Annotated in this window: 17 protein-coding genes and 1 pseudogene; 10 read left to right on the top strand and 8 right to left on the bottom strand. The window is 73.1% G+C overall.

Annotation, left to right across the window (positions count from 1 at the left end; all coding sequences use genetic code 11):
- The first annotated feature begins 38 nt into the window (after positions 1-38).
- The 4 genes from ACIOC0_RS16160 (at position 39) to ACIOC0_RS16145 (ending at position 4,889) form a co-directional block, all read left to right on the top strand.
- A complete protein-coding gene (locus ACIOC0_RS16160; RefSeq protein ID WP_402155633.1) occupies positions 39-1,526 on the top strand; it encodes a glycoside hydrolase family 32 protein in 1,488 nt (495 codons plus the stop codon).
- Entirely contained in the window at positions 1,523-2,977 is a 1,455-nt protein-coding gene (locus ACIOC0_RS16155) for an ABC transporter substrate-binding protein (protein WP_402155632.1), read from the top strand. The genes ACIOC0_RS16160 and ACIOC0_RS16155 overlap by 4 nt, the downstream gene beginning before the upstream one ends.
- 73 nt (positions 2,978-3,050) lie before the next feature.
- Complete coding sequence (locus ACIOC0_RS16150; protein ID WP_402155631.1) at positions 3,051-4,040, top strand: carbohydrate ABC transporter permease; 990 nt, start codon at positions 3,051-3,053, stop codon at positions 4,038-4,040.
- Positions 4,041-4,046: 6 nt separating this feature from the next.
- Complete coding sequence (locus tag ACIOC0_RS16145; RefSeq protein WP_351094057.1) at positions 4,047-4,889, top strand: carbohydrate ABC transporter permease; 843 nt, start codon at positions 4,047-4,049, stop codon at positions 4,887-4,889.
- A gap of 18 nt (positions 4,890-4,907) precedes the next feature.
- On the opposite strand, the gene ACIOC0_RS16140 is transcribed toward ACIOC0_RS16145, so the two are convergent.
- Both ACIOC0_RS16140 and ACIOC0_RS16135 read right to left on the bottom strand, forming a co-directional pair.
- On the bottom strand, positions 4,908-6,134 hold the full coding sequence (locus tag ACIOC0_RS16140; protein WP_402155630.1) for an MFS transporter: 1,227 nt from the start codon (positions 6,132-6,134) through the stop codon (positions 4,908-4,910).
- A gap of 228 nt (positions 6,135-6,362) precedes the next feature.
- Positions 6,363-8,486 (bottom strand): glycoside hydrolase family 36 protein, encoded by a 2,124-nt coding sequence (locus ACIOC0_RS16135; protein WP_402155629.1) that lies wholly within the window; start codon positions 8,484-8,486, stop codon positions 6,363-6,365.
- Between the two features lie 33 nt (positions 8,487-8,519).
- Between ACIOC0_RS16135 and ACIOC0_RS16130 the strand changes: the two genes are divergently transcribed.
- The 3 genes from ACIOC0_RS16130 (at position 8,520) to ACIOC0_RS16120 (ending at position 12,468) form a co-directional block, all read left to right on the top strand.
- On the top strand, positions 8,520-8,690 hold the full coding sequence (locus ACIOC0_RS16130; RefSeq protein WP_402155628.1) for a hypothetical protein: 171 nt from the start codon (positions 8,520-8,522) through the stop codon (positions 8,688-8,690).
- Between the two features lie 84 nt (positions 8,691-8,774).
- Positions 8,775-10,901 carry a DUF4139 domain-containing protein gene (locus ACIOC0_RS16125; protein ID WP_402155627.1) on the top strand — a complete coding sequence of 709 codons (2,127 nt, stop codon included), beginning with the start codon at positions 8,775-8,777 and terminating at the stop codon, positions 10,899-10,901.
- 7 nt (positions 10,902-10,908) lie between these two features.
- The gene (locus ACIOC0_RS16120; RefSeq protein ID WP_402155626.1) at positions 10,909-12,468 is read left to right on the top strand and encodes a DUF4139 domain-containing protein; all 1,560 of its coding nucleotides are present in this window, start codon (positions 10,909-10,911) and stop codon (positions 12,466-12,468) included.
- A 22-nt stretch (positions 12,469-12,490) separates the two neighbouring features.
- On the opposite strand, the pseudogene ACIOC0_RS16115 reads toward ACIOC0_RS16120, so the two are convergent.
- The 3 genes and pseudogenes from ACIOC0_RS16115 to ACIOC0_RS16105 form a co-directional block, all read right to left on the bottom strand.
- Positions 12,491-12,683, bottom strand: a pseudogene (locus tag ACIOC0_RS16115) (spore photoproduct lyase family protein); the annotation flags it as partial.
- A gap of 153 nt (positions 12,684-12,836) precedes the next feature.
- Positions 12,837-12,992: a DUF6131 family protein gene (locus tag ACIOC0_RS16110; protein ID WP_358797212.1), complete on the bottom strand. Its 156-nt coding sequence runs from the start codon at positions 12,990-12,992 to the stop codon at positions 12,837-12,839.
- 87 nt (positions 12,993-13,079) lie between these two features.
- Positions 13,080-17,789 (bottom strand): Ig-like domain repeat protein, encoded by a 4,710-nt coding sequence (locus ACIOC0_RS16105; protein ID WP_402155625.1) that lies wholly within the window; start codon positions 17,787-17,789, stop codon positions 13,080-13,082.
- A 615-nt stretch (positions 17,790-18,404) separates the two neighbouring features.
- Between ACIOC0_RS16105 and ACIOC0_RS16100 the strand changes: the two genes are divergently transcribed.
- Entirely contained in the window at positions 18,405-19,151 is a 747-nt protein-coding gene (locus tag ACIOC0_RS16100; RefSeq protein WP_402155624.1) for an IPT/TIG domain-containing protein, read from the top strand.
- A 155-nt stretch (positions 19,152-19,306) separates the two neighbouring features.
- Positions 19,307-20,590, top strand: coding sequence for an IPT/TIG domain-containing protein (locus tag ACIOC0_RS16095; protein ID WP_402155623.1), 1,284 nt, complete (start codon positions 19,307-19,309; stop codon positions 20,588-20,590).
- An 8-nt stretch (positions 20,591-20,598) separates the two neighbouring features.
- On the opposite strand, the gene ACIOC0_RS16090 is transcribed toward ACIOC0_RS16095, so the two are convergent.
- Both ACIOC0_RS16090 and ACIOC0_RS16085 read right to left on the bottom strand, forming a co-directional pair.
- Entirely contained in the window at positions 20,599-21,804 is a 1,206-nt protein-coding gene (locus ACIOC0_RS16090) for an NAD(P)/FAD-dependent oxidoreductase (RefSeq protein ID WP_402155622.1), read from the bottom strand.
- Between the two features lie 131 nt (positions 21,805-21,935).
- Entirely contained in the window at positions 21,936-22,880 is a 945-nt protein-coding gene (locus tag ACIOC0_RS16085) for an RNA polymerase sigma-70 factor (protein WP_402155621.1), read from the bottom strand.
- Positions 22,881-22,980: 100 nt separating this feature from the next.
- Here ACIOC0_RS16085 and ACIOC0_RS16080 point away from each other — a divergent pair, with 100 nt between their 5' ends.
- Complete coding sequence (locus ACIOC0_RS16080) at positions 22,981-24,780, top strand: hypothetical protein (RefSeq protein WP_402155620.1); 1,800 nt, start codon at positions 22,981-22,983, stop codon at positions 24,778-24,780.
- Positions 24,781-24,791: 11 nt separating this feature from the next.
- Here ACIOC0_RS16080 and ACIOC0_RS16075 read toward each other — a convergent pair whose 3' ends face one another.
- Entirely contained in the window at positions 24,792-25,544 is a 753-nt protein-coding gene (locus ACIOC0_RS16075) for a beta-glucanase (RefSeq protein WP_402155619.1), read from the bottom strand.
- Positions 25,545-25,622: the final 78 nt, after the last annotated feature.

Raw genomic sequence — 25,622 nt, 5'->3', positions numbered from 1 at the left:
CGGAGCTCCTCGCTCCGTACACACCGAAAGGCACATGTGTGTCCACCGCGTCCCGCGACCCGTACCGGCCCGTCGCGCATCTGCGTCCACCCCGGAACTGGATCAACGACCCCAACGGCCTTGTCTTCCACGACGGCCACTACCACGTCTTCCACCAGTACAACCCCAACGGCGCCACCCATGCCGACATCCACTGGGGCCACTTCCGCAGCCCCGACCTGCTGAGCTGGGAACGGTTGCCCCTCGCCCTGTCCCCCACGCCCGGCGGTGAGGACGCCGACGGCTGCTTCTCCGGCAACGCCGTCTCCGACGGCGACCGGCTGGTCGTCTTCTACTCCGCGAACCGGTGGGACCGCTCACTCCAGCACCAGCCGGTCACCACCGCCGTCTCCGTCGACGGCGGCCGGACCTTCACCCCGCGCCGGGACCTGCTCATCCCCGAACTCCCCGACGACTGCACCATGTACCGCGACCCGTACGTGTGGCGGGAGGACGACCGCTGGCGGATGCTCGTCGGCGCGGCCCTCGCCGACGGCCGCGGCGCGGCCCTGCTGTACGAGTCACCCGACCTGGAGACATGGACGTACCTCGGTCCCCTCGACGCCCGCAAACCGGAGCCGGTCGGCGACGCCGGGCAGCACACCGGTGAAGGGTGGGAGTGCCCCCAGTACCTCCCGGCGGGATCCGGGCGGCCCGGCGCCCTCCTCTTCAGCGCGTGGAACGAGGACGACGGCCCGCGCTGCGTCGCAGCCCTGATCGGTGAGGAACGCGACGACGCACACGGCACTCGCCTGGAGTCCGGCTCGCCCGTCCTCGTCGACCACGGCCCCGACTGCTACGCGCCGGCGCTGCTGCGCGCCCCCGACGGGCGATGGCTGCTGTGGGGCTGGTCGTGGGAGGCGCGTGAGCAGTCCTGGGCGGCCGCGGACGGCTGGGCCGGGGTGCTGACCCTGCCCCGCGAGATCTCCGTCCACGCCGACGGCACGTTGCGGCAGCGGCCCGCCGCCGAACTGCTCGCCCTGCGCGGGCAGCACACCGTCCACGCCGAAGGCGTCGCCCGAGGAGCACAGCCGGTCGAACTCGGCGGCGTGGGCCGCTCCTTCGAACTGACGGCCCGTCTGGACTCCGGGACGGCGGCCGGTCTGCGGCTGCTGACCTCCCCGGACGGCTCGGAGTACCTCGACATCCGTCTCGACCCCGACGCCGGCGAACTCGTCGTCGACCGCGACCACGCCTCGCGGGACGACCGCGCCCGCGGCGGCTCCCACCGGATGCCCTGCCCCACCGGCCGGCCGGTCGAGCTGCGCGTCGTCGTCGACCACTCCGTCGCCGAGGTGTTCCTGACCTCCACCGGCCAGGTGCTCACCCTGCGCTTCTACCCGACGGGCGACGGCCCGTGGCGGCTCCAGGCCCGCAGCGCGCCCGGTGCCCGACTGGACTTCGCGGTCGAGGCCTGGGAACTGCTCCCCCTCACGGTCAAGGAGCCGAGCCCCGACGACGAGCAGACACCGAGGCGGTCCGCATGACACAGACACCGCCTACGGGACCGTACGGCCCGGAGCGCCGGCCGGTCCTCGCCGCACACCTCCCCACCACTCCCTCTCTCCCGCACCCCATCCCGGAGGCACCCACCGTGAACGCCGGAAGCGCAAGAACCCGCCGGACCGCCGGCACGGCCCTGTCCCTGATCCTCCCCCTGGCCGCCCTGGCCGCCTGCGGGGGCGGCAACGGTGCCGGGACCACCGCAGAGAAGGGCAGCGGCACCGGGACCATCACCGTCTGGGCCCACCAGGGCCAGGCGAGTGAGGCGGCCGCCGTGCAGAACGCGGTGAAGTCGTTCAACGCCTCCCAGGACAAGATCAAGGTCGAGCTGACCCTGATCCCCGACAGCGACTACACCAAGACCATCACCGCCACCGACGCCTCCAAGCTGCCGGACGTGCTGGAGTTCGACGGCCCGACCATGGCGAACTTCGTCTACAACAGGAAGCTCGCCGCGATCGACACGTACGTCTCCAGCACGACCATGGCCAACGCCACCGACGCCATCAAGGCCGAGGGCGAGATCGACGGCAAGCACTACGGCCTGGGCATGTACGACTCCGGGCTCGGCGTCTACGGCAACAAGAAGCTGCTCGACGCGGCCGGGATCAAGTACCCCACCGGCGTCAAGAACGCCTGGACCGCCGCGGAGTTCACCGCGGCCGTCAAGAAGCTGGCCGCCGGGGACCCCGACGGCAAGAGCCTCGACCTCCAGGAGAGCGGCGGCTTCGCCAACGAGTGGGGCACCTACGGCTTCGCCCCCCTCGTCTGGTCGGCCGGCGGCTCGCTGCTGAAGGACGGCAAGGCGGAAGGCGCCCTGGACACCCCGGCCGTGGCGGCGGCGCTGAAGACGTTCCAGTCCTGGAAGCGGTACACGGACCCGAACACCGACCAGAACGCCTTCGCCAAGGGCCGTGTGGCGCTGAGCTGGGTCGGGCACTGGATGTACCCGGCCTACAGCAAGGCGCTCGGCGATGACCTGGTGGTGCTCCCGATGCCCGACTTCGGCAACGGCCCGAAGACCGGCCAGGGTTCCTGGGCCTGGGGCATCGGCGCGAACACCAAGAACGCCAAGGCGGCCGGCGCGTTCCTCGACTCCCTGCTGAACGACGCCAACGTCGCGGCGATGACCACGGCGAACGGCGCCCCTCCCGGGACGAAGTCCGCGCTCGCCAAGAGCGCCCTGTACCAGCGGGGCGGCCCGCTCCAGCTCTTCGCCGACCAGCTCGCCGAGCCGTGCGGCGACTCCCGGATCGACACGTCGTGCGTGGCCGTGACCCGCCCGGTCACCGCCGGATACCCCACGGTCACCGCCAAGTTCAGCCAGGCGCTGAGTGACGTCTACGGCGGGGCCGACCCGAAGACCGCCCTGGCCAAGGCCGCCCGCGCCATCGACCAGGACTTCTCGGACAACGACGGCTACAAGCTGCCCTAGCCGCATCCAGCAGCCGGGAAGGCGGGCGCCGCTACCGACGCCCGCCCTCCCGGCCCGGAAGAGGACTTCTACCGTGACCACCGTGAATCCCGCACCCGCCGCGCCCGCCGGCCGGAAGGCGGCCCCGCTCCCGAAGCCGACCGGGCCCGCGCGGACCGGCCGCCGCGGCCGTGACCGGCTGCACGGGCTGCTGATGTCCGCGCCCGCCCTCGGCGGTCTCATCGCCTTCGTCGGCGTGCCGTTCGTCTACGCGGTCGTGCTCTCCTTCTACAACGTGCGCCTCGGCTCCCCGCTGCCGCCCCGCTTCTTCGGTCTGGAGCAGTACCGGCGGATCTTCACCGACCCCGACCTCTCCGGCCCGTTTCTGCGGGCCCTGCTGAACAACCTGACCTTCGCCGTGCTCGTGGTGCCCCTGCAGACCGGGCTGGCACTGGCGCTGGCGATCCTGCTGAACCGCAAGCTCAAGGCCATCGGCGTGTACCGGTCCCTGTTCTTCCTGCCGGTGGTCTTCCCCATGGCGCTGGTCGCCGTCATCTGGCGGCTGATCCTGGCCCGCAGCGGCGACGGTCTGCTCAACTCCGCGTTGCACGCCGTGAGTTTCGGCCACTGGGGCGCCTTCGACTGGCTCGGTGACGGGCTCACCGCCATGGCCTCGATCATCGTGCTGTCCGTGTGGCAGGGCGTGGGCTTCCAGATGGTGATCCTCCTCGCCGGCCTCCAGCAGATCCCCGGCGAGCTCTACGAAGCCGCCCGGCTCGACCGGGCCTCCCGGTGGCAGCAGTTCCGGCACGTCACCCTGCCGGGCATCCGCGGCACCCTCGTCTTCGTCGCCCTGCTCACTTCGGTGCTGTCCTTCCGCGTCTTCGACCAGGTGTACGTCCTCGTCAAGGGCGGCGGCCTCGACGAGGACGCCACCCGCACCGTGATGTACCAGGCCGTCACCACCGCCTTCGACCAGAACAACATCGGCCAGGCGTCGGCGATCACCGTCGTGTTCTTCCTGATCGTCGTCGCCCTGACCCTCATCCAGCGCCGCGCCGTCCGCACCGGCAACGAGGACTGATCCCCCATGGCCCAGACCCGCGCACCCCTGCGCCGCTTCCTCGACCACGCCGTCCTGGGCGTGCTCGCGTTCGTCTTCGTCCTGCCCGTCCTCTACCTCGTCCTCGGCAGCTTCAAGCCGTCCGACGAGGTGCTCGGCGGTCTGACCGGCTTCCTGCCCACCCACCTGTCGTTCGACAACTACGCCGCCGTCCTGGACAGCTTCGACTCCGACGCCACCGGCTACTTCTGGCGCTTCATGGGTGTCTCGCTGCTGCTGTCCACCGTGGTCGTCCTCGGCGGGCTGATCGTCAACTCCATGGCCGCCTACGGCCTGTGCCGACTGCGGTGGCGTGGTCAGAAGGCCGTCTTCGCGCTCGTGCTGCTGCTGATGCTGGTCCCGTTCGAGGCGGTGGCGGTCCCGCTGTTCTACCTGCTCAACGAGCAGCGCAACACCGTCTGGGTCCAGGCCGCCCCGTTCGTCGCCAACGCCTTCTCCGTCTACCAGTTCGCCACGTTCTTCCGCTCGATCCCGCCCAGCATCGAGGAGGCCGCCCGCATCGACGGCGCCGGGCCCTGGCGCACCTTCTTCGCGATCATCGTCCCGATGTCGAGGCCGGTGTTCGCCTCCGTCGCGATCCTGACCTTCCTCACCCAGTGGGGCTCCTTCCTCTGGCCGGTGCTGATGGTGTCGGACCCCTCGGTGCGTCCGCTGCCGCTGGAGATGAGCGTGTTCCAGGGCCAGATGCCCGTGGACTGGGGCCAGGTGCTCGCCTTCGGCGTGCTGCTGGTGCTGCCGGTGCTGATCGTCTTCGCGTTCTTCCAGCGATGGTTCGTGCAGGGCGTCGCCAGCTCGGCGGTCAAGGGCTGAGGAACTGCCGGTCCGCCGTCACCCGTGTGTCAGCGCCACCGCCACCGCGCTGAGCAACAGCAGCGCGCTCATGTAGAGGACCACGGGCCAGGGCGCTCCCCCGGCCGCCTCCAGCAGCGCCGCCGCGACCAGGGGTGCGGTGCCGCCGGCCGCCGCCGCGGCGAGCTCCCGGCTGAGGGCCACGCCGCTGAACCGGGTCCTGGTCGGGAACAGCTCGGCGAGGAATCCCGCCTGCGCGCCGAGCTGTGCCCCCAGCAGCAGCCCGCTCACGCCGAACGCGAACCACACGTATGCGACGTCCCGGGTGCCGAGCAGCCAGAAGAAGGGGAAGGCGAACACGGCCGAAGCGACCATGGCCCCCGCGAGGACGGTCCGCCGGCCGATTCCGTCGGCCAGTGCCCCGGCCATCGGCATGGCCGCCGCGCTGCACGCGAAGTAGACCAGCGCGCCGACGACGGTGTCCGTGCGGGAGACGTCGAGCTGCTCGGTGAGGTAGGCGAGGGCGAACACCACCGGGATGTACGCGGCGACGTTCGGCCCCACACTGCTGACCACGCCGGCGATCAGGGTGCGCGGAGCGCTGCGGGCCAGCTCCACGGCGGGTGCTCGCGCCACTCCCCGCTCCCGCTTGGCCGCCTCGAACACGGGGCTCTCCGCGACGCTCACACGGATGTAGAAGCCGGTCGCCGTGACCAGCACGGTGGCCAGGAAGGGGATGCGCCACCCCCAGGCGAGGAAGTCGTCGGCAGGGAGGGTCGACACGGCGGCGACGGCCCCGGCCGAGATCAGCGCGCCGAGCGCCGCGCCGGCCGGGGGGATCGCGGAGTAGCGCCCGCGGTGTTCCGGCGGCGCGAACTCGGCGAGGGTGAGGGAGGCGCCCGCGTACTCGGCGCCCGCGCCGAACCCCTGGACGATCCGCAGCACCACCAGCAGTACGGGGGCCCACGCCCCGGCGGTCTCGTACGTCGGCAGCGCACCCATCAGGGTGCTGGCCGAGCCGACGGTGACGAGGGTGATGACCAGCATCTTCCTGCGGCCCAGCCGGTCCCCGTGGTGGCCGATGACCAGCGCGCCGAGCGGCCGGACGAGGAACCCGACCGCGAAGGTGGCGAAGGAGGCGAGGGTCGCCGCGACCGGGTCGCCCGGCGGGAAGAACAGCCGGTTCAGCACGAGGGCGCTCATGGTGCTGAACAGGATGAAGCCGTACCACTCCAGCGCGGTGCCGATGGTCGTCGCCAGCACCACGCGCGTCAGCATGGACGGTCGGCCCCGGATCACGGGCGCCGCTCGTGCGGTGGCTGCTGTGCCGGGATCCTGCGCATGGGGCCACTATCAGCGAGCGCCCCAGCCCACCGGCCGAACCTCGCCGGTGGGGGGCGCGCATTCCCGTCGGACGCGGGAGCCACGGGCCGCCGGGACTCCCGGCCCTCCGGGTGATCGGCCTGTTCGGGGACCGGCGTCAGCGCCCCCAAGTCACTCCGACGCGGCGGGCCTGAGTTCGAGGAGCACGGCGGTGTCGGCGCGGGGCAGGGAGACGGTGAGCTGCTCCGAGGCCGCGTCCCATCGCGCGACGGCGTCGGCGGTGGTGGGGTACAGCACCGCCGGACGCAGACGCGCGCCCCGCAGATGGGGGACGGTGAGCGTGCGCTCGCGGTCCCGGCCCGGCGCCTGGGCGGCGGCGGCCCCGCGTCTCCAGACCGTGAGGTGGGTGGCGTCCCGCCCGCGCAACCCCTGGGCGATCCATTCGTCCTCCCAGGCGGGCAAGCCCAGGGGCCAGAAGGGGCGGGCTTCGGCGATCCGCGGCCGGAGTTCCTTGTACACGGCGAGCGCCGAGCGGACGAGGGCGAACTGCTCGTCGTTCATGCGGTCGAGGAAACCGGAGAGGTGGACACGGCCGAGCAGCGCGCCGGTGAGGGTGAAGGCGATCTGGTCGAGGGTGTGCTCCGGCTGGGGGTAGGCCCACACGGCCGCCTGCTCGGGCGTCACGGCGGTGGGGGCCGCCGCGGCAATGGGCGGGTAGCGCAGGAGGTCCTGCTGGTCGCTGGTCGACTGCAGCTGGGTCACGGCCAGTTGGGCGTAGTCCATGCGCAGGCCGCCCGATCCGCAGTTCTCCAGGACGAGACGCGGGTGCCGGTCGAGGAGCGAGGCCATCCAGTCCAGGTGGGCGCGGTGGTGTCCGAGCAGGCCGGCGCCGGGACTCTCGCCGCCGTTCTCCGTGCCCGGCCCGACGTTGATGTTGTAGTCGAGTTTCAGGTAGCCGACGCCCCACTCGCCGGCCAGCCGGTCCACGACCCGGTCGAGGTGGGCGCGGGCGGCCGGGTGGCGCAGGTCCAGGTGGTGCCGGCCGTGCTCGGTGACGCGCCGGCCGCCGCGCCGGAAGAACGCCTCGTCGGGCAGGGTGCGGGCCAACGGGCTGCGGACGCCGACGACTTCGGGTTCGAGCCAGAGCCCTGGGGTCATGCCGTGGCGTCTGACGGCGTCCAGGACTTCCGGCAGGCCGCCGGGGAAGCGGCGGGGGGCGGGTTCCCAGGCGCCGACGGCGTCCCACCAGCCCTGGGCGTCGTCGTACCAGCCGGCGTCGATGACGAAGACCTCCGCGCCGGCCCGCCCGGCCGCCTCGATGAGCGGCAGGAGCCGTTCGGTGGTGGGGTCGCCCATCAGGGTGTTCATGTAGTCGTTGTAGACGACCGGCAGCGCGCGGTGGTCGGGGTGCTCGCGGCGGACGGCCCGGCGGTGGTCGGTGAGGTGGCCGAAGGCCGCGTCCAGGCCGCCCGTCCGGGCCCTGACCAGGACGGCGGGGACGGTGTGGAACTCCTCGCCGCGGGCCAGGGTGTGGTGCCACTGGTGGTGGGCGTCGTCGGGGCCGAACAGGGCGAGGTAGGCGGCGCCCTCGCGTTCGCCGGTCTCGAAGCGCCAGCCGGCGCTGGACTCGATCTGCCACAGCCAGGCGTGGCCCTGCCCGTCGGTGAGGGCGGCCAGGGGCAGATGACGGCCGGTGGACCAGCTTCCCTGCGAGTACCGTTCGAAGCAGCCGCGGCCCTCGTGCCCGTGGGCGGACCGGCTGAGCGGGACGACCCGCTCGCGGAAGGGCGCCTGCCGCCAACGGCATTCCGCGAGCCAGTCGTTGTCGGCCCAGTGCAGGGTGAGGCCGTCGAGGCCGCCTGCCGCGTCGGCGACACCGCCCAGGGTCAGGGTGGACACGCTCTCCAGCCGCAGCGGTTCGCCGCCCTCGTTGACCAGGCGCACACGGGCGCGCAGGGCGGCGGCGTCCGCGGCGGTCTCCAGGGTGACGTCGGCGGCCAGATCGGTCACGGGGTCCGACAGCCGGATCGTGGTGCGCTCCAGGCCGCCGTCGTGGACCGTCTCGTGCCCGCGGTAGGTCAGGCGGTCGCCGACGGCCGTCTCGATGAAGCGTTCCCCCGACCACATGCGCCCGTGGCCGGTGGCGGTGACCTCCACGAGGGGGACCAGACGGGCCCAGTCCTCGCCGTCCCCGCCCAGCCTCACCGCCCCGGCGGCGTCCACGAGCGCGTGCAGGCCGAGTGCCTGGTGCGACCAGATCCGGGACGTATCGACGGATTCGACGACAGCGGTCAACGCGTCCTCCGCTTCGGGGTGTTCGGTGCTGCGGTGGTCCGACGGCTGTCCGTCGTGTTCCGCAACTCCTGCATCTGGTCCATCTTCCGGTACCTCCCGGTCCCGGTCACGCTCAAGGCCGGAACCGGCACCGTCTCCTTCGGCAACGCCGCCACCTGCACACCCGACATCGACAAGGTGACCGTCGCCCCGCTCAACGGCTGACACTCCCCCGCCCGCCCGCGAAAGAGATTCCTGGCACCGGCGGGCGTAGGGTGTGGTGCAGTCCGACGGTACGGGGAGCTGGGCATGAGGGCTGAACAGACGCGGAGTTGGGGGTCCACCCTCGATTCGGTCGTGGTGTACGCGCAGGGCGCGCTCTGCCGGCGGCGGGCCCGCGGTCGCGTGCCCGCGGACGGGCGGGTCCGGGTGACGGGGCTGCCCCGGTCGCTGGACCCCGGTTCGCTGCGCGCCGCCGTCCTCGGCGGCACGGGGGCGCGGGTCGTCGAGGCCCGGATCGAGATCGACGCCGAACCGGCGGACGCCGACACCCGCGACCGGCTGCGGCGCGAGGTGGACCAGCTGCGCGACGCGTACGCGGCGGCGCAGGCACGCCGGGACCGGCAGCTCCGCCGGATCGAGGAGGTCCAGGCGCTCCACCCGGTGGTCCCGCCCCGCAAGCGTGACGATCCGCACCGCCGCACCCCGGTCGACGCCTGGCTGGAGCTCGGCGACTTCGTCGAGCAGCGGCTCACGGCCCTGCACGCCCGTCTCGTCGAGTTCGAGGAGGCGGTCCAGCGCGCCGAGCACGAGCTGGCCGTCGCCGTGGACCGGCTCGCCCGCGCCTCCACCGACGCCCCGTCGGCGCACGTCGCGTCCACGGTCTGCGCCGTCCTGACCCTCGACGGCGCCGGTGAGGGCGACGACGAGGTGGACGTGGAGGTGGAGTACGGCGTGCCGGGGGCCGTCTGGGCGCCGGCCTACCGGCTCACCCACCGCCAGGGCGAGGACAGCGGCCGTCTGATGCTGCGCGCCTCGGTCGCCCAGCGCACCGGGGAGGACTGGACGGGTGTCCTGCTCTCCCTGTCCACGGCCGACCTGCGGCGGCGCACCGATCTGCCGAGGCTCCGCTCGATCCGCATCGGACGCAGTCAGCCCGCTCCCACGCCGTCCGGCTGGCGCGAGCCGCCGGCCGGGCTCGCCGACCTGTTCACCGGGTACGACGCGGCCGGTCCCGGGCCGGTCACGCGTGACGCGCATCCGGCCGTCGCGGTCGGGGGCACGGGGCCCGGGGGCGTCCCCGTCGGCGGGGACACCTTCGCCGGCTACGCCGACTTCGAAGAACCGCGGCTCGCTGCGGAACCGTCGCTCTCCGCCCCGCCGCCGGCTCCCGCCGTCTACGGCGGGCCGCCCCCGATGATGCCCGCGCCGCCCGGCTCCGCCGGCCCCGTGGGCGCGCCTTCGGCCGCCTTCGGGGAGATGCAGCGGTCCGCCCCCGCCCGTCCCGGCAGGGCGCGTACGGCCGGACGGCCTCCGTTCGGCGGCGCACCCGCCTCCGCTCCCGCGCCCATGGTGCCGCAGCGGCCGCCGGCGGCCGGTCCGCCGCAGCCGAGCAGCGCGGAGCTGGACTACGCCGGTCTCGTCCTCAGCGGCCCCGACGACCGGGCCGACCGCAGGGGCCGGCTGTTCCCGGACGCCGCCTTCGACCCGGTGGCGACCGAGTACCGCCGCCGTGCCGAGGCGGTGGCCGCGCTGCCGCTGCCCGGGCACGCCGTGCGGCCCCGCGAGTCGGCGGGCTCCTTCGACCACCGCTTCGACGCCGCCGCCCGCGCCGACATCCCCTCGGACGGCGTCTGGCACACCGTCACCGTCGGCGAGATCGCCGTCGGCCTGCGCACCGAGTACCTCTGCGTGCCCTCCGTCGAGCCGACCGTGTACGCGACGCTGGTGATGTCGAACGCCACCGGTCAGGCGCTGCTCGCCGGCCCGGTGGAGGTCACCGTCGACGACGACTTCCTGCTGACCGCCGCGCTGCCCACGCTCGCGCCGGGCGGGGTGCGCCGGGTGGGGCTCGGTCCGGCCGAGGGCGTCCGCGTCACGCGCCGTACGACGCTGAACGAGTCGACGTCCGGACTGCGCAACAACGTCACCGTGCTGGACCACCGGGTCCACGTGGAGCTGGCCAACCGGCTGGCGCGGCCCGTCACCGTCGAGGTCCGCGAACCGGTCCCGGTCGCCTCGGACTCCGACGTGCGGATCGAGGAGCGCGCGGACTGGACGACGCCCGACGACGGCACGGGGCCCGACCGCCATGCCCCGGGCACCCGCGTGTGGCGGGTGACCTTGCCCGCAGGCGGCGCCACCGCCCTCGACGGCGGCTACGAGATCCGCTTCCCGACCGGCAAGGCCCTGGTCGGCGGCAACCGCAGGAGCTGACACCACGATGTCCACGGCACCGAAGCCGATCGCCCTCCCCGTCACCGCCATCACCTGCTTGGAGGACCGCGCCCACGTCGAGCGCACCGTCGTGCTCGATCTGGAGGCCGGAGTCCGGCGGCTGCGGCTCGGGCCGGTCAGCGCGCTGGCCGTCGACCGCACCCTGCACGCCGAGCTGACCGCCGGCCACCCCGCGAGCGTGCTGGACGCGCGGATCGTCCGCGCCTGGACCCCGCGCGGGCCCGGGTCCGCCGACGACGACTCCGCCCTCCGGCAGCGCGCGCACGCCCTCGAAGAGGAGCAGGTCGCCCTCCGGCAGCGCCGCGACCGGCTCCGGTCCCGGCTGGACCTGCTGGGCCGGCTCGCCGCCGATCTGCTGAGGGAGATCGGCGAAGGCGCCGGCCTCGGGGAGACCGACGGGGCCCGCTGGGCTCGCGAACTCGACCGGGTGGACGCCGAGCGCGACACGCACGAGGAGCGACTGCGCGCCACCGAGGCCCGACTGGCCGCTCTCGCCGCCGAACTCTCGGACGTGCGGACGGCGTTGGACCTCGCCGAGGAGGAGCCCGCCGAGCTGGTGGGGCATGTCGAGCTGACCGTGGAGAGCGCGGTGGCCGGCCCAGCGGAGCTGCGGCTGAGCCATCTCACCTCGTGTGCGGTGTGGCGTCCCGCATACCGGGCCGTGCTCGACGGGGACCGGCTGACGCTGGAGACCGACGCGATGGTCTGGCAGCGCACCGGCGAGGACTGGTCGGACGTACGGCTGACGCTGTCGACGGCCCGCTCGGCGCTGGCCGCCGAGCCGCCGAGCCTGCGCGAGGACCGGCTGACCCTCAAGGACCGCACCGCCGCCGAACGCCGCACGGTCGACGTCGAGCTGCGGGAGGAGGAGATCGGGGACCTCGGTCCCACTCCGGTGCTCGGTCTGCCCGGGCTGGCCGACGGCGGGGAGGCACGGGTGCTGCACGCCCCCTCGCCGGTCTCCGTGCCCGCGGACGGCCGCGCACACCGACTGCCGCTCTCCTCCTTCTCCACGACCGCGAGGAGCGAGTACGTGTGCGCGGCCGAGCTGTCCCCGCTGGTCACCCAGACGGCACGGTTCGACAACCTGTCCGGGCACGCGTTGCTCGCCGGGCCGGTGGACCTGGTTCGCGGCAGCGGGTTCAGCGGCCGCGGCATGCTGGACTTCGCCGCGCCCGGCGCACCCGTGGAACTGGCCTTCGGCAGCCGCGACGACCACCGGGTGGTCCGGCACGCCGAGGAGTCCCGCGCCACCGCCGGACTCACCCAGCGGACGGTGACCACCCACACGGTCCGGCTGCACCTGTCCCGGTTCTCGGCTCCCGGGGAGCGGGACGAGCGGACGGTGACCCTGCGCGAGCGCATCCCCGTCTCCGAGGTGTCGGCGGTCGAGGTCCGCCTGCGCAAGGAGGCGTGTTCGCCCCCGCCCGCCGAGGTCGACGCGGACGGCATCGTCCGCTGGGACGTCCCCCTCCCGCCCGAGGGCCACCACACGGTCACCCTGGTCTACGAGGTGTCGGCGAGCGCGAACGTCACCGGGTTGTGAGCCTGCTGCGCGGAGGGGCGCGTCAGAAGGCGTAGCGGCCGCGGTGCCACGGGGCGCGGGCGGTGATCAGTTCGCGCATCCCGGCGACCGCGCGGGCCTTGGCGCGCGCCTCGTAGCGGACGTTCAGGGCGCCGTTCTCGGAGCGCTTGGTCTCCTGGGTCCGGGCGCCACAGGACGTCCTCGGCGCGGGGGTGTCAGCCGTGGTTGACCTCGTGCGCGTCGAGGCCGAAGAGCGTGTCGGGGCCGTCGCCGGACGCCACACCGACCACCTCCACGCGCCCTTCGTCCACGCGGCCGCTTGTCCTGCCCGGCCCGCGGATGACGTACGAAGGCGGCTCGCCCCGACCGCGGTCGTCTTCCCGCGGTCCTCACCAGTAATGCCGACGGCCGCCGACCGCGTGGCCGGCCGCGCCCAGGACCCACAGCACCAGGCCGATCACGGCGAGGATGATGCCGATGGTCCACAGAATGGATACGCCGGTGACGAAGCCGACGATGAGCAGGATGATACCGAGGACGATCACGGTGGCCTCCGCTGCTGTAGTCCTTCCTTAACTGTGCGCTTGTGGAGGCGATTTGTCGCCTGGAAGGAGCCGGGGACTCGCTCCGGGTCAGTTCGAGACGGTGTGCGTGTCGGTGCCTGTGGAGCCCGCGAACTCCGTGCTGCCGGCGTACACGGCGGTGACGGCGTAGGTGCCGGGGCTCAACGGGTTGTGGACGGTGGTGGCCGTGCCGTTGACGAGGGTGGCTCTGACGGGAGAGCGGCTGCCGATGGTGAAGGTGACCGTACCGGTCGGGACGCCGGCTCCCGGCGGGACCGCCGTGACGGTCGCCGTCAGGGTCACTTTCTGACCCGTGTTCGACGGGTCGGGGGAAGAGACGACGCTGGTGATCGACAGGGCCCGGTTCACGGTCTGCGTGTCGTTGCCGCTGGAGGCGGCGAAGCCGTTGCTGCCGATGTAGGCGGCGGTCACGGTGAACACGCCGCTTGCCCTGACGGTGTAAGCGCGGGTGACGGTCGCGACGCCGTTGGCCAGAGTCGCGGTGACGGGCGAGGTGCCGTCGCCGAAGTTGAAGCTGACCGTGCCCGTCGGCGTACCCGCCCCCGGTGCGACCGGCGTGACGGTCGCGGTGAACGTCACCGACTGGCCCACCACCGACGGATCCGGCGACGAACTCACCGACGTCGTCGTCGCCACCCGGTCCACCGTCTGCGTGTCCGTACCGCTGGAACCGGCGAAGTTCACGGTCGCACCGTAGGTGGCGGTCACCGTGTAAGGACTGCCCGTCCTGACCGAGTAGGCACGGGTGACCGTCGCGACGCCGTTCGCCAGAGTCGCGGTGACGGGCGAGGTGCCGTCACCGAAGTCGAAGCTGACCGTGCCGGTGGGTGTACCCGCCCCCGGTGCGACCGGCGTGACGGCCGCGGTGAACGTCACCGACTGGCCCACCACCGACGGATCCGGCGACGAACTCACCGACGTCGTCGTCGACGCCCGGTCCACGGTGTGGGTGTCCGTACCGCTGGAGCCCGCGAACGAGATGTTCCCGCCGTAGGTGGCGGTGACGGTGTACGGACTCGCGGTCCTGGCGGTGTAGGGGCGGGTGATGGCGGCGCCGCCGTTGACGAGGGTGACGGTCACCGGGTTCGTGCCGTCGCCGAAGTCGAAGCTGACCGTGCCGGTGGGCGTGCCCGCCCCCGGTGCTGCCGACGCGACGGTCGCGGTGAACGTCACCGGCTGGCCCACCACCGACGGATCCGGCGACGAACTGACCGTGGTCGTGGTCGACGTCCGGTTGAGGGTGTGGACCGTGGTGCCGCTCGAGCCTGCGAAGTCGATGTCGCCGCTGTACGTGGCAGTGATCGTGTCCGGGCCGTCCCTCCGGTCGGTGTAGGCCCGGGTGATCGTGGCGGTGCCGTTCGCCAGGGTGACGGTGGCCGGGGCGGAGCCGTCGCCCAGGACGAAGGTGACTGTGCCGGTGGGCGTACCCGCGCCCGGCGCGACCGGCGCCACGGTCGCGGTGAACGTCACCGGCTGACCCACCACCGAGGGCTCCGGTGACGCGCTCACCGTCGTGGTGGTGAGCGCCCGGTCCACGGTGTGGAGGGCCGTGCCGGTGGAGAAGACGAAGTCCACATCCCCGCTGTACGTCGCGGTCGTGGTGTACGGACTGCCGGTCCTGGCGGTGTAGGCGTGGGTGATCGTGGCGCTGCCGCCGGTCAGGGCGGCGGTGACCGGGAGGGTGCCGTCGCCGAAGTCGAGGACGACCGTGCCGGTGGGAGGGCCGGTCTCGGGGGCGACGGGCCCGGCGGGGTCGACCCTCACGGTGTAGGTGACGGTCTCGCCGACCACCGACGGGGCCGGCGCCCCGGTCACGGTGGTGAGGGTCTGTGCCCGGCGCACCCTGTGGTCCTCGGTCGCGGTGGAGCCGGCGAAGTCCGCGTCGCCGCTGTAGGTGAGGGTGACCGGGTACGGGCTGCCGGCGGCGCTCGTGTAGACGTGTGAGGTGGCGGCGGCACCATCGATGAGCGGCAGGGTGACGGGTGTGGTGCCGTCGCCGAAGTCGAGGGTCACCGTGCCGGTCGGGGCGCCCGCCCCTGGGGCGAAGGGCGCGACGGGCGCGACGGGCGCGACGACGACGGTGTAGGTGACCGCCTCCCCCACCAGGGACGGAGCCGGCACGGCTGTCAGCTCGACGGTCGTCGGGGCCTGGCCCACGGTGTGGGTGGCCGTCGTGGAGGAGCCGGTGAAGTCGTCGTCGTCGTCATAGACGGCGGTGACCGAGTAGGATCCGGCGGCCGCGTAGGTGTGGGCGATCTGGGCGGTGCCGTCGATGACGCGTGCGGCGACCGTCGGCGTGCCGTCGCCGAAGTCGAAGACCACCGTGCCGGTCGGCACGTCGGCCCCCGGAGCGTCCGCCGCGACGGTCGCGGTGAAGGTGACCGCCTCGCCCGTCACGGACGGATCGGGTGACGAACTGAGCGTGGTGGACGTGGAGGAGGGGTTCACCGTCTGGAGGTCGTGTCCCACCGAGGAGCTGAACGTCGCGCCGTCGCCCGCGTAGGCGGCGAGGACGGGGTAGGGGCTGCCGGATCCGGAGGTGTAGACGTGGGTGGCGACGGCGGCTCCCTGCGACAGGGGCACCGGCGTCGGCGGTGTGCCGTCGCCGAAGTCGAAGAGGACGGTGCCGGTCGGCGTGCCCGACCCGGCGGTGACGGTGGCGGTGAACGTCACCTGCTGCCAGGTCGTCGACGGATCCGGTGCGGAGGTCACCGTCGTGGTGGTGACCTGGATCGTCGATCGCACCCGGTGGGTGCTGACATCGCCCGACGGCTCGAAGTCGGTGTCCCCGCTGTAGGCGGCGGAGATCGTGTAGTCGGCGTCGTCGGCCGGGTAGGTGTGGACGACCGTGACCAGCCCGTTGACGAGGGGCTCCACGACGGTCGGTGAGCCGTCGCCGAAGTCGACGGTCACCGTGCCCGTGGGCTGTCCGACGCCGGGGGCGGCCACGATGACCCGCGCGGTGACGGTCGCCTCCCCGTCGGGGGCGGAGGGCTCCGGCGAGGACAGGACGGACGTCGAGGTCGGCGCACGCACGACCGTCTGCTCGGCGGTGTCCGACGACGGAGCGAAGTCGTCGTCCCCGCTGTACGCGGCGGTGACCGTGTAGGGGCTGCCGCCGGTGGTGGAGTAGGCGTGCGTCGCCGTCGCCAGCCCGTCCACCACCACGGCGGTGACGGGGACGCTGCCGTCGCCGAAGTCGAACCAGACCGTGCCCGAGGGCGTGCCCGTCGCGGGGGCCACGGGCGCGACGGCGGCGGTGAAGGTCAACCGCTCGCCGACCACCGGCAGTTCGGTGGTGGAGCTGAGGGTCGTGGTCGTGGGCGGGTCGAGATAGGTGTAGGTCGGGCCGCCGCCGACGCCGCCCAGGGTGGTGACCACGACCGGCACCCGGATGCTGGGTCCGGGCGAGGCGGGAGGCGCGGGAGGCGCGGTGAACACGATTCGGGCGTCGGACACGACGGTCGGGTACACGCTGGTGGCCCCGAGGCGTACTTCCCGGGTGGTGTACAGGCCGATGCCGGTGACGGTGACCGTGTTGCCGCCGGTGTTGGGCCCGGTGGAGGGCGAGACGGCGCGGACGCGCGGAGTGTCGAGATAGAAGAAGGCGCCGAGGGAGTGGGTGGCGCCGGCGATGACGACCCTGACCGGGACGACGCCGGTGCCGGCGGGGCTGACGGCGGTGATGGTGAAGTCGTCCACGACCGCGAACGAACCGGCCGGGCGGCTTCCGAACAAGACCTGAGTGGCGCGCAGGAAGCCGCTTCCGCTGAGGACGACCAGGGTGCCTCCCCCGGTGTGGCCCTGGTCGGGTGAGACCGGCACCGGAATGTTCAGGACGACGACCGTGTCGGCGCCGTTGTCGACCACGTAGAGGTGCCGGCTGTCGCGGGTGACGAGGATCCCCCTCGGTGCACTCAGTCCGGTGACGGTGGCGACGCGCACGTGGGTGGCCAGGTTGATCGCCGCGACCGAACCGGAGCCGCTCTCGGTGACGTAGGCCAGCGCTCCGCGGGGGCCCATGGCGATCGCGACGGGGGCGGCGAAGCCGCCGATGGTGGTGGCGACGGTGTACGTGGTGGTGTCCACGACGCTGACCGTGCCGCCGCTCTGGTCGGCGACGTACAGTCGCTGCCCGTCGATGCTGACGGCGAGACCGCGCGGGTTGGCGAAGCCGCTGATCGTGGCCGCGACCGTGTACGTCGAGGTGTCGACGACCGTTACGGTGCCGCTGCCGAAGTCGCTGACGTAGACGTAGGGGGCGGCGTCCGGGGAGATCACGACGTTGCAGGGGGTGCTGCCCACCGCCACGCTCGTCAGGACGGCGCGCGTGGCGGTGTCCAGCACGACGAGGCTGTCGGTGTCCTGGCTGACCACGTAGGCGTGGGCGCCGTCCAGGGAGAAGGCGACGCCCACCGGTGCGGAGATCCCCTCGATCGTCGCGGTGACGGTGTTCGTCAGGACGTCGATCACGCTGACCGTCCCGGAGTCGAAGTTGCCCACGTACGCCTCGCTCCCGTTGGGGTTGACGGCGACTCCCCAGGGGCCGGAACCCACGGTGACGGTGGCGGTGGCGGTCCGGGTGACGGGGTCCAGGACGGTGACCGTGCCCGAGTCGAAGTTCGTCACGTAACCCACGCGGCCGGCGCGGCCGAAAGCGGCGGCGAGGGGGCCGTCGCCCACCGGGATGGCGGCGACCGGGTCGGCGGGGACGGTGACGCTCACGGCTCGCGGGTACGGAAGCAGATCGACGGACACGGGCGGTCCCCTCCTTCTGAGGAACGGGTTCTGTGGCCGGCGCCCGCCCGTGCGGCCCGGGGGTCACGGGGCGGGCGCCTGGACGGCCCACCGGGGTGGCGGACGGTGGGCCGTCGCTCGAAGGGCGGGTCGGATGCCGGGACCGGCGAGGTAGGTGAAGGCGCCTGGAGACGGTCCGGGCCCATGGCCCGCGACGCCTCGCGTCTTGGCGTGGACAAGAAGAAACCGGCATGGCTGCCTGTCTCACGTCCCCCGACACGGGGATGGGCAGCCCGCCGGTTCGCCCTCCCAGTGACCCATAGGCCCCAACTCACAGACAAGGTCCGTCAATTCGCATCACCCGAACGGAGTATCCGGCAGGGCGGGGGCGGTCAGCGGAGCCCGCGAGTACTCCGTTCGGGTGATGCGCTTGACGGACCCTTGTCACTGCGTCGGCCCTATGGGTGACTTGAGAGTGTGAACCGGCGGGCCGCCCATCCCCGAGCCGGGGAAATCTGACGGGCGGCTGTCGCCGGTTTTCTGTTGGCCCACGGGACGATCGTGTTCCTGTGGCGCCGCCTGTCGGGCTCTCGCCGGTTCCTCGTATGTCCCCATCGAGCAGCGAGGAGTTCTGCCATGCCCATCTCTCCGAACCAGGGATCCACCGGCGGCGGCACGCTGGTGACCATCACGGGCACCAACCTGGCCAACACCAGCTCGGTCAAGTTCGGCACCAAGTCCGCCACGAGCATCACCCAGGTCTCCCCGACCCAGGTCACCGCCGTCTCCCCCTCGGGAACCGGCACCGTCGGCGTCACCGTCACCACCCCCGGCGGCACCAGCAACCCCGTCCCCTTCTTCTACGTCGGCGCCCCCTTCAAGTCCTCCCTCGGCGCCACCTCCGGGCCCCTCGCCGGCGGCAACACCATCACCCTGACCGGCACCGGCCTGTCCACCGCCACCAGCGTCTCCTTCGGCGGAGTCACGGCCACGCCCACCGTCAACTCCGACAGCTCCCTCAGCGTCACGGTCCCCGCCGGAGCCGCCGCGGGCCCCGTCTCCGTCTCCGTCACCACCGCGGGCGGCACCAACAACGGCCTCAGCTACACCTACGTCGACGCCCCCACCGTCACCACCGTCACCCCCACCTCCGGACCCACCTCCGGCGGCACCGCCGTCACCATCACCGGCACCAACCTCGACACCACCGACTCCGTCACCTTCGACGGCGTCCCGGCGCCCTTCTCCGTCATCAACACCACCACCCTCTCCGCCGTCACCCCGCCCGGCACCGCCGGGCCGGTCGACGTCGTCGTCACCAACCCCGCCGGCTCCGACACCGCCACCGACGCCTTCACCTACGTGGCGGGCCCCGGCATCTGACCGCCTGTCAGCCTCCCGCCCCGGGGAGGCGGTGAGCCCCGTCCGGGCGGCAGTCCCCCCCTCCGCCCGGGCGGGCCCCGACGCGGCCGCGCCCCGAGCCGGCCCGTCGTCCGTGACTGCTCTCCCCGTTCGCCTGCCTCAAGGAGTACATCACCATGGCTGCCCCTGTGGTCTCTTCGGTCAGCCCCAATCAGGGGCCGGCCGCCGGCGGCACCACCGTCACCGTGACCGGCACCGGATTCACCGGCACCACCGCCGTCCGCTTCGGGACGAAGCTCGCGACCTCATTCACCGTCAACAGCGGCACGCAGATCACCGCGGTGGCACCGTCGGGCTCCGGCACCGTCGTCGTGACGGTCACCACCAGCCAGGGCACCAGCGCGCAGCAGGTCTCCTTCACCTACGCGGCGACGCAGGCTCCGACCCTGACCGGCATCTCGCCCGGCCAAGGACTCCCCTCCGGCGGCACGACGGTGACGCTGACGGGCACCAACCTCACCGGTGCGACGGCGGTCCGCTTCGACGGCATCGCCGCCACCTCGTACACCGTCAACAGCAGCACGCAGATCACGGCGGTCACCCCCGCCCACGCGGCCGGCGCCGCCGCCGTCACCGTGACGACCCCGAGCGGCACCAGCAACGCTCTCACCTTCACCTACCTCGCCGCCGCGCCGTCCGTGACGGCCTTGTCGCCCGGTCAGGGCCCGGCCTCCGGCGGGACGACGGTGACGTTGACGGGCACCAACTTCACCGGTGCGACGGAGGTGCGCTTCGACGACGTCGCCGCCACCTCGTTCACCGTCAACAGCGCCACTCAGATCACCGCCGTCACCCCCGCGCACGCGGCCGGCGCCGCCGCCGTCACCGTGACGACACCCGGCGGCACCAGCAACCCGGACAATCCGAGCGCGTACTTCTTCTTCGCCGCCGCGCCCTCGCTGACCGCGCTCACCCCCGGTGTCGGGCCGACGGCGGGCGGCACCACGGTCACACTCACGGGCAGCGATCTGCTCGGCGCGACGGCGGTACGGTTCGACGGCCTCGCCGCCACCTCGTTCACGGTCGACAGCAGCACGCAGATCACCGCGGTCGCCCCCGCGCACGCGGCCGGCGCCGCCGCCGTCACCGTGACGACCGCCGGCGGCACCAGCAATCCCCTCGCATACACCTACCTCGCGGCGCCTTCGCTGAGCTCTCTGGTGCCGACGCAGGGGCCGACGCACGCCGGAGCCGTCCTCACACTGACCGGGGCCAACCTGACCATGACCAGCAGCGTGCGCTTCGGCGCCACGCCCGTCTCCTTCACGGTGGTCTCGCCGACCCAGGTCACCGCCGTGGCCCCGGCGGGCCCGCCGGGGCCGGTCACCGTCACGGTCGTCACCCCGGCCGGCACCAGCAACGGCCTGATCTACGTGCGGACCGACGCCCCCGCCATCTGACCAGGAGATCAGACGGACGCGCCCGCCGGCGCGTCGCTGCGGTCCGCCGCCTCCTGTGCGACGACACGGCGGCGGCGCACCGGCATGCCGAGGGTCGGGTTGGCGACGCCCCAGGCCGCGCCCTTGCACACCAGTTCCTTGTAGAGGGCGGCGAGCCTGCCGGTGAGGGCCGCGTCGACGGCTCGGTCGTCGGCGGTGACGTACTGGATGAGGCCTTCCCTGCGGCCCAGCGAGACGCACTGGTTGAAGTAGCGGACCGACTGCTCGGGGACCTTCCCGCCGGTCAGGCGCGCCGCGATGGCGTCGGCGGCCTGCCAGGCGGCGGGGACGCCCGAGGCGCACGACATGCGCAGCGGCTTTCCGCCGGGGCCCGGCGCCCATGCCGCGTCGCCGACGGCGTACACGTCGGGGTGCGACACGGAGCGCATGGTGCCGTCGACCACGATCTGGCCCCCTTCGGTGACCTCCAGGGCGGTGGCCCGCGCGATCGGGTGGACAGCGAAACCGGTGGTCCACACGGTGACCGCGGCGGGGACGGCCTCGCCGTCGGCGGTGACGACACGGTCGGCTTCGACGCGGGTCACGGCGGTGTGCTCGTGCACGGTGATGCCCAGCTTGCCGAAGACCTCGCGCAGGTGCCCGCGGGCCTTGGCCGAGAGCCGGTCGCCGAGGCCGCCGCGGGCGGCGAGGGCGACGTCGAGGTCCGGTCGGGCCTCGGCGATCTCGGTCGCAGCCTCCACGCCGGTGAGGCCGCCGCCGACGACGACCACCGGCGCTCCGGCGTCCAGGGCGGCCAGACGGTCGCGCAGCCGGAGCGCGTCGGCGCGGCCGGCGACGCCGTGGGCGTGCTCGGCGACGCCGGGGACGCCGAGGTCGTCCCAGCCGCTGCCGAGGGCGTACACGAGGGTGTCGTAGTGCAGTTCGCCGGCGGCGCCGTCCGCGTCGACGACGGCGACGGTCTTGCGGTCGACGTCCACGCCGGTGACCCGGGCGAGCCTCAACTCGACGCCGGTGCCCGCGAACATCTCGGTGAAGGGCCGGGGCTTCAGCTCCTGGCCGACCGCGAGCTGGTGCATCCGCACCCGCTCGACGAAGTCGGGCTCGGCGTTGACGAGGGTGATGTGGACGTCGTCCCGGTGCAGCCGCCTTGCGAGACGGCCGGCCGCGATCGCTCCGGTGTAGCCGGCGCCGAGGACGATGATGCGGTGCTGCATGTGCGTGCTCCTGTCTGCGCGGTCCGCCCTTGGTCTTGCGCGGTTTCGCCTCTTGAACCGGGCAGCCCTCGGTTTCCTGACAGGAAGCGGATGTGAAGCACGTCACATGTCGCCGGTGGGTCGCACCGCGGTCAGAACATGCGGAACAGCGGCTCCCCGTGATCGGCGGCGGCCCACACCTCGGTCGCGCGCGCGAGCTTGTCGGGATTGGCCTGGCTGCGGAACGCCGCGATGCCCTCGGCGGTGATCTCCAGGCACATGACGCCGACGACCCTGCCCTCGACGACCGCCACGACGGCGGGGCCGCCGTTGGCCGTCGTGATGTACATGTCGGCCGCGCCGCCGATGAGGGCGCGCTTGGCGGGTGCGGGCTTGAACAGGCCGCGCATGAACTTCGCGACCGCGAGGGCGCCTTCGAACCCCTTGGTCCGCGCCGGGACCTTCCCGCCGCCGTCGCCGACCGCGACCGCGTCGGACGTGAGCAGCCGTACGAGCGGCTCGGTCCGCCCGCTGGTCGCGGCGGCCAGGAACTCCTCGACGATCGCGCGGGCGGCCCCCTCGTCGACCTCGGCGCGGGCCTTGCCGTCCGCGATGTGCTTCTTGGCGCGGTGGAAGATCTGCTGGCTGGCGGCCTCGCTGAGGTCGAGGATCTCGGCGATCTCGCGGTGCGGGTAGTCGAAGGCCTCCCGCAGCACGTACACCGCGCGCTCGTTCGGGGTGAGCCGTTCCATGAGGGTGAGGACCGCGTACGAGACCGACTCGCGCTGCTCGGCGGTCGCGGCCGGGCCGAGCATAGGGTCCCCGTCGAGCAGCGGTTCGGGGAGCCAGCGGCCCACATAGGTCTCGCGGCGCGCGCGGGCCGAGGCGAGCTGGTTGAGGCACAGGTTGGTGAGCACCTTCGTCAGCCAGGCCTCGGGGACCTCGACCCGCTCGACGTCGGCGGCCTGCCAGCGCAGGTATGTCTCCTGCACGGCGTCCTCGGCCTCGCCGGCGGAGCCGAGAAGGCGGTAGGCGATGGCCTCCAGACGGGGCCTCGCGCTCTCGAACCGGTCCACGTCCTGCAGGGTCAGCGGCATGGTCGGGATCCTAGCGGGACGAGGGTGTGCGCCCGCTGTTTCCCCCTCGCGCGGGGCTGTGGGGGCGGCGTTGTCAGTGGCGTCCGCCATGATCGGGGGCATGAACGAGATCGACACGATCGCCCCCGGAGCGGCCCGCCCGTGGGACCGGTTCGCCGTTCCAGCCGCCCTGCAGGGTCTCGTCGGGGCGGCGGGCCACTGGCACGCGGGCTGCCTCGCCGAGATCACGCGCATCGGCCGCTTCATCGAGGGCAGTTGGGCGCCCGGGCCGGGCGAGGCCGAGATCCGTCCGACCGCGGCGGGCAGCTGGACCGAGGTCGTGGGGCGCGTGGGCGCGCTCGCGCTGCGGGCCGCCGCCCCGGCGACGAGGCCGGAGCGCCGGGAGGTGCTGCTGGAGTTCCTGCGGACCTGGGCGCGGACGCCGTTCGCCGACCCGGCCTACCGTTTCCGCCTGGGCCGGCTCGCCGGAACGACCTCGTTCAGCGTGCGCGACGAGGGGGGCGCTTCGTTCGGCCTGCATCTGCCGGCCGCGCGCATGACGCGCTACTTCGAGGCGCTGCTGCCCGGCGGAGAGGCCGCCCCGCGCCCCGAGGAACCGCTCGACGTCATGGACTGTCACCGCGGCTGGGGCGATCCCGGGCAACTGCTGCGCCTGGTGGAGCTGGTCCAGGAGCGGGGGCCCGCCCCCTGGGACGCGGACGCCGTTGTCACCCTGAGCGAGGCGACCGGCGTGAGCCGCCCCGCCGCGGCCCTCGTCCTGGCGGGAAACCCCGGGGCGAGCGGCTACTGCACCCCGTTCCTCGACGAGCACGAGCGCGCGGTCCTGGGCTACAAGGTCGGCGAACTGGATGCGGCACGCGGGGAGTTGCAGATGCTCCGCGACAGTGACCGGCTCGATCTGCTGGCCGACGTGATGCCGGCGGACCCGGCGGACCTGTGGGAGCCGGGCGGGCTCGCCCGTGTCGCTGAGCGCACCGCCGAAGCGTGGATCGAGCAGCACGGCGCCGGACCGAGCGCGCCGTACGGCACCTGGCAGGCCGCGGTCGCCCTGCGGACGCGGATGCCGGCGACCCATCTGTGCCACCTGTTCCTCGACCCGGCCCGGGCCACCCTGCCGTCGGGTTTCTACCTGCGGGGCCGGCCGTGCCCGCCCGAGCACCACCGGCTGCGCACCGCGTGGGACGTCATGAGCGCCTACGACTCCGAGACGCTCGTGGAGGCCGTCTTCGCGGGCCTGTCGTGGGCGTACGCGGACCTTCCGGCCGGCGATCCGGTGCGCGCCGGGGCGCCGGAGGTCGTCCGCCAGTTGCGCAAGGTCCTGGCGGGCGGGGACTCGCCCGCCAGGATCCTGCACTCGGGGGTGGTGCGCGGCAGCCTCGGCAGCCGGCGCTGGGACTGGCTCACGGGCGGCGCCTGCGACCGCGTCATGGCGCGCATCATCGCCGACGACCTGCCCGCCGGGCGCTACGAGTCCGATCCGCGGGCCTGTGCCCCCGAGGTGGTCGCCGACGTCGTCGCCGGCCTCGGCCTGTCCGAGGACGCCGCCGCCCTCTGTCTCCAGCTCCTGCTGCTGCCCGTGCCGTCGGACCGCAGCATACGGCGCTGGAACGGCTGGACGCCGGCCCGCCACAGGGCGGCGGCTGCTGAACTGGCCTCGCGGGGGCTGGCGGTGGAGGACCGTCGCGCCCGTGCGGGACGCTCGCTGTTCCTGCCCGGCCCGTGGGCCCGGGCGAAGAAGCCGCTGCCGCCGATGGAGACATGGAAGGCGCCCGTGCTGGGGGCGCGGCTCAGCCCCGACGGGGGTGAGGTGCGGGAGTTCGATCTCCTGCCCGGCGCACTGCCCGAACTGTTCGCGCGGGTGTGGGAGTTGACGCGGGACGGGAAGGGCCCGGCGGCCTGAGAGCCGGTGACTCAGACCTCTTCCGGTGAGGTCTCCCGACTCGTGGCGTCGGTGTCGCCGTCGCCTTCGCCGTCGTGGTCACGGTCGTCGCTCGCAGGGATGGAGTACCGGTCGAGGGTGCGGTACACCACGAGGCTCTTCACCTCGTACGACATCTTCGTGGTGGCGGGGCCCGGAGCCGGGTGGTAACGGCCCGCGCACACCGAGAGGTTGACGATGAGGTAGGCGCGCCACTCGCGGCCGACGCCCTGTCCGTCGGCGAAGACCTGCTTGCCGTTCAGCGACCAGACGACGCTGCGCCGGCCGAAGGTCACGCTGAGATCGACGATGCCGCCGGGGCGGACGGTCCGGTCGCGCAGGTAGCGGTTCGCGGGCCGCACGTGGTTGGTGAGTTCCAGCAGGTCGGGATTGTCGGGGTGGTACTCGAAGACGTCCACCTCGTTGTCGCCGTCCCGCCAGGTCCAGATCGCCGGCCAGGCGCCCACTTCGGCGGGCAGACGCACCCGGGCGTCGAGGCGGTCGCCGGTGCGGACCATGAACCCGTCGGCGCTTCCCTCGGTGGTCAGCAGGCCCGTGTCCCACAGGCCGTCGGGTCTGCGCGTGGCTCTGAACGTGCCGGTGCGGGAGTACGACGGGTCCGCGGTCAGATAGTCGAGTTTGTTGTCGCCCCGATTGGTGGGACCGCCGCCCGGATAGGCCCAGGAGCGTCCGGCGACCCATTGGCGCTCGGAGGCGAAATCAGCTGTGAAGACGACTGCGCTCATCGCAGCCTCCCTCCGTCAAGAGGTACTGCATCGCATGCCGGTGTTCTCCCCTCGCGCGACCCGGTTATGTGGTGGGCC

The sequence above is a fragment of the Streptomyces sp. NPDC088254 genome, from assembly GCF_044740925.1.
Lineage (GTDB): Bacteria > Actinomycetota > Actinomycetes > Streptomycetales > Streptomycetaceae > Streptomyces.
Note: the sequence above shows the minus strand (reverse complement) of the source record. Positions and strands in the feature narration are given on the sequence as shown.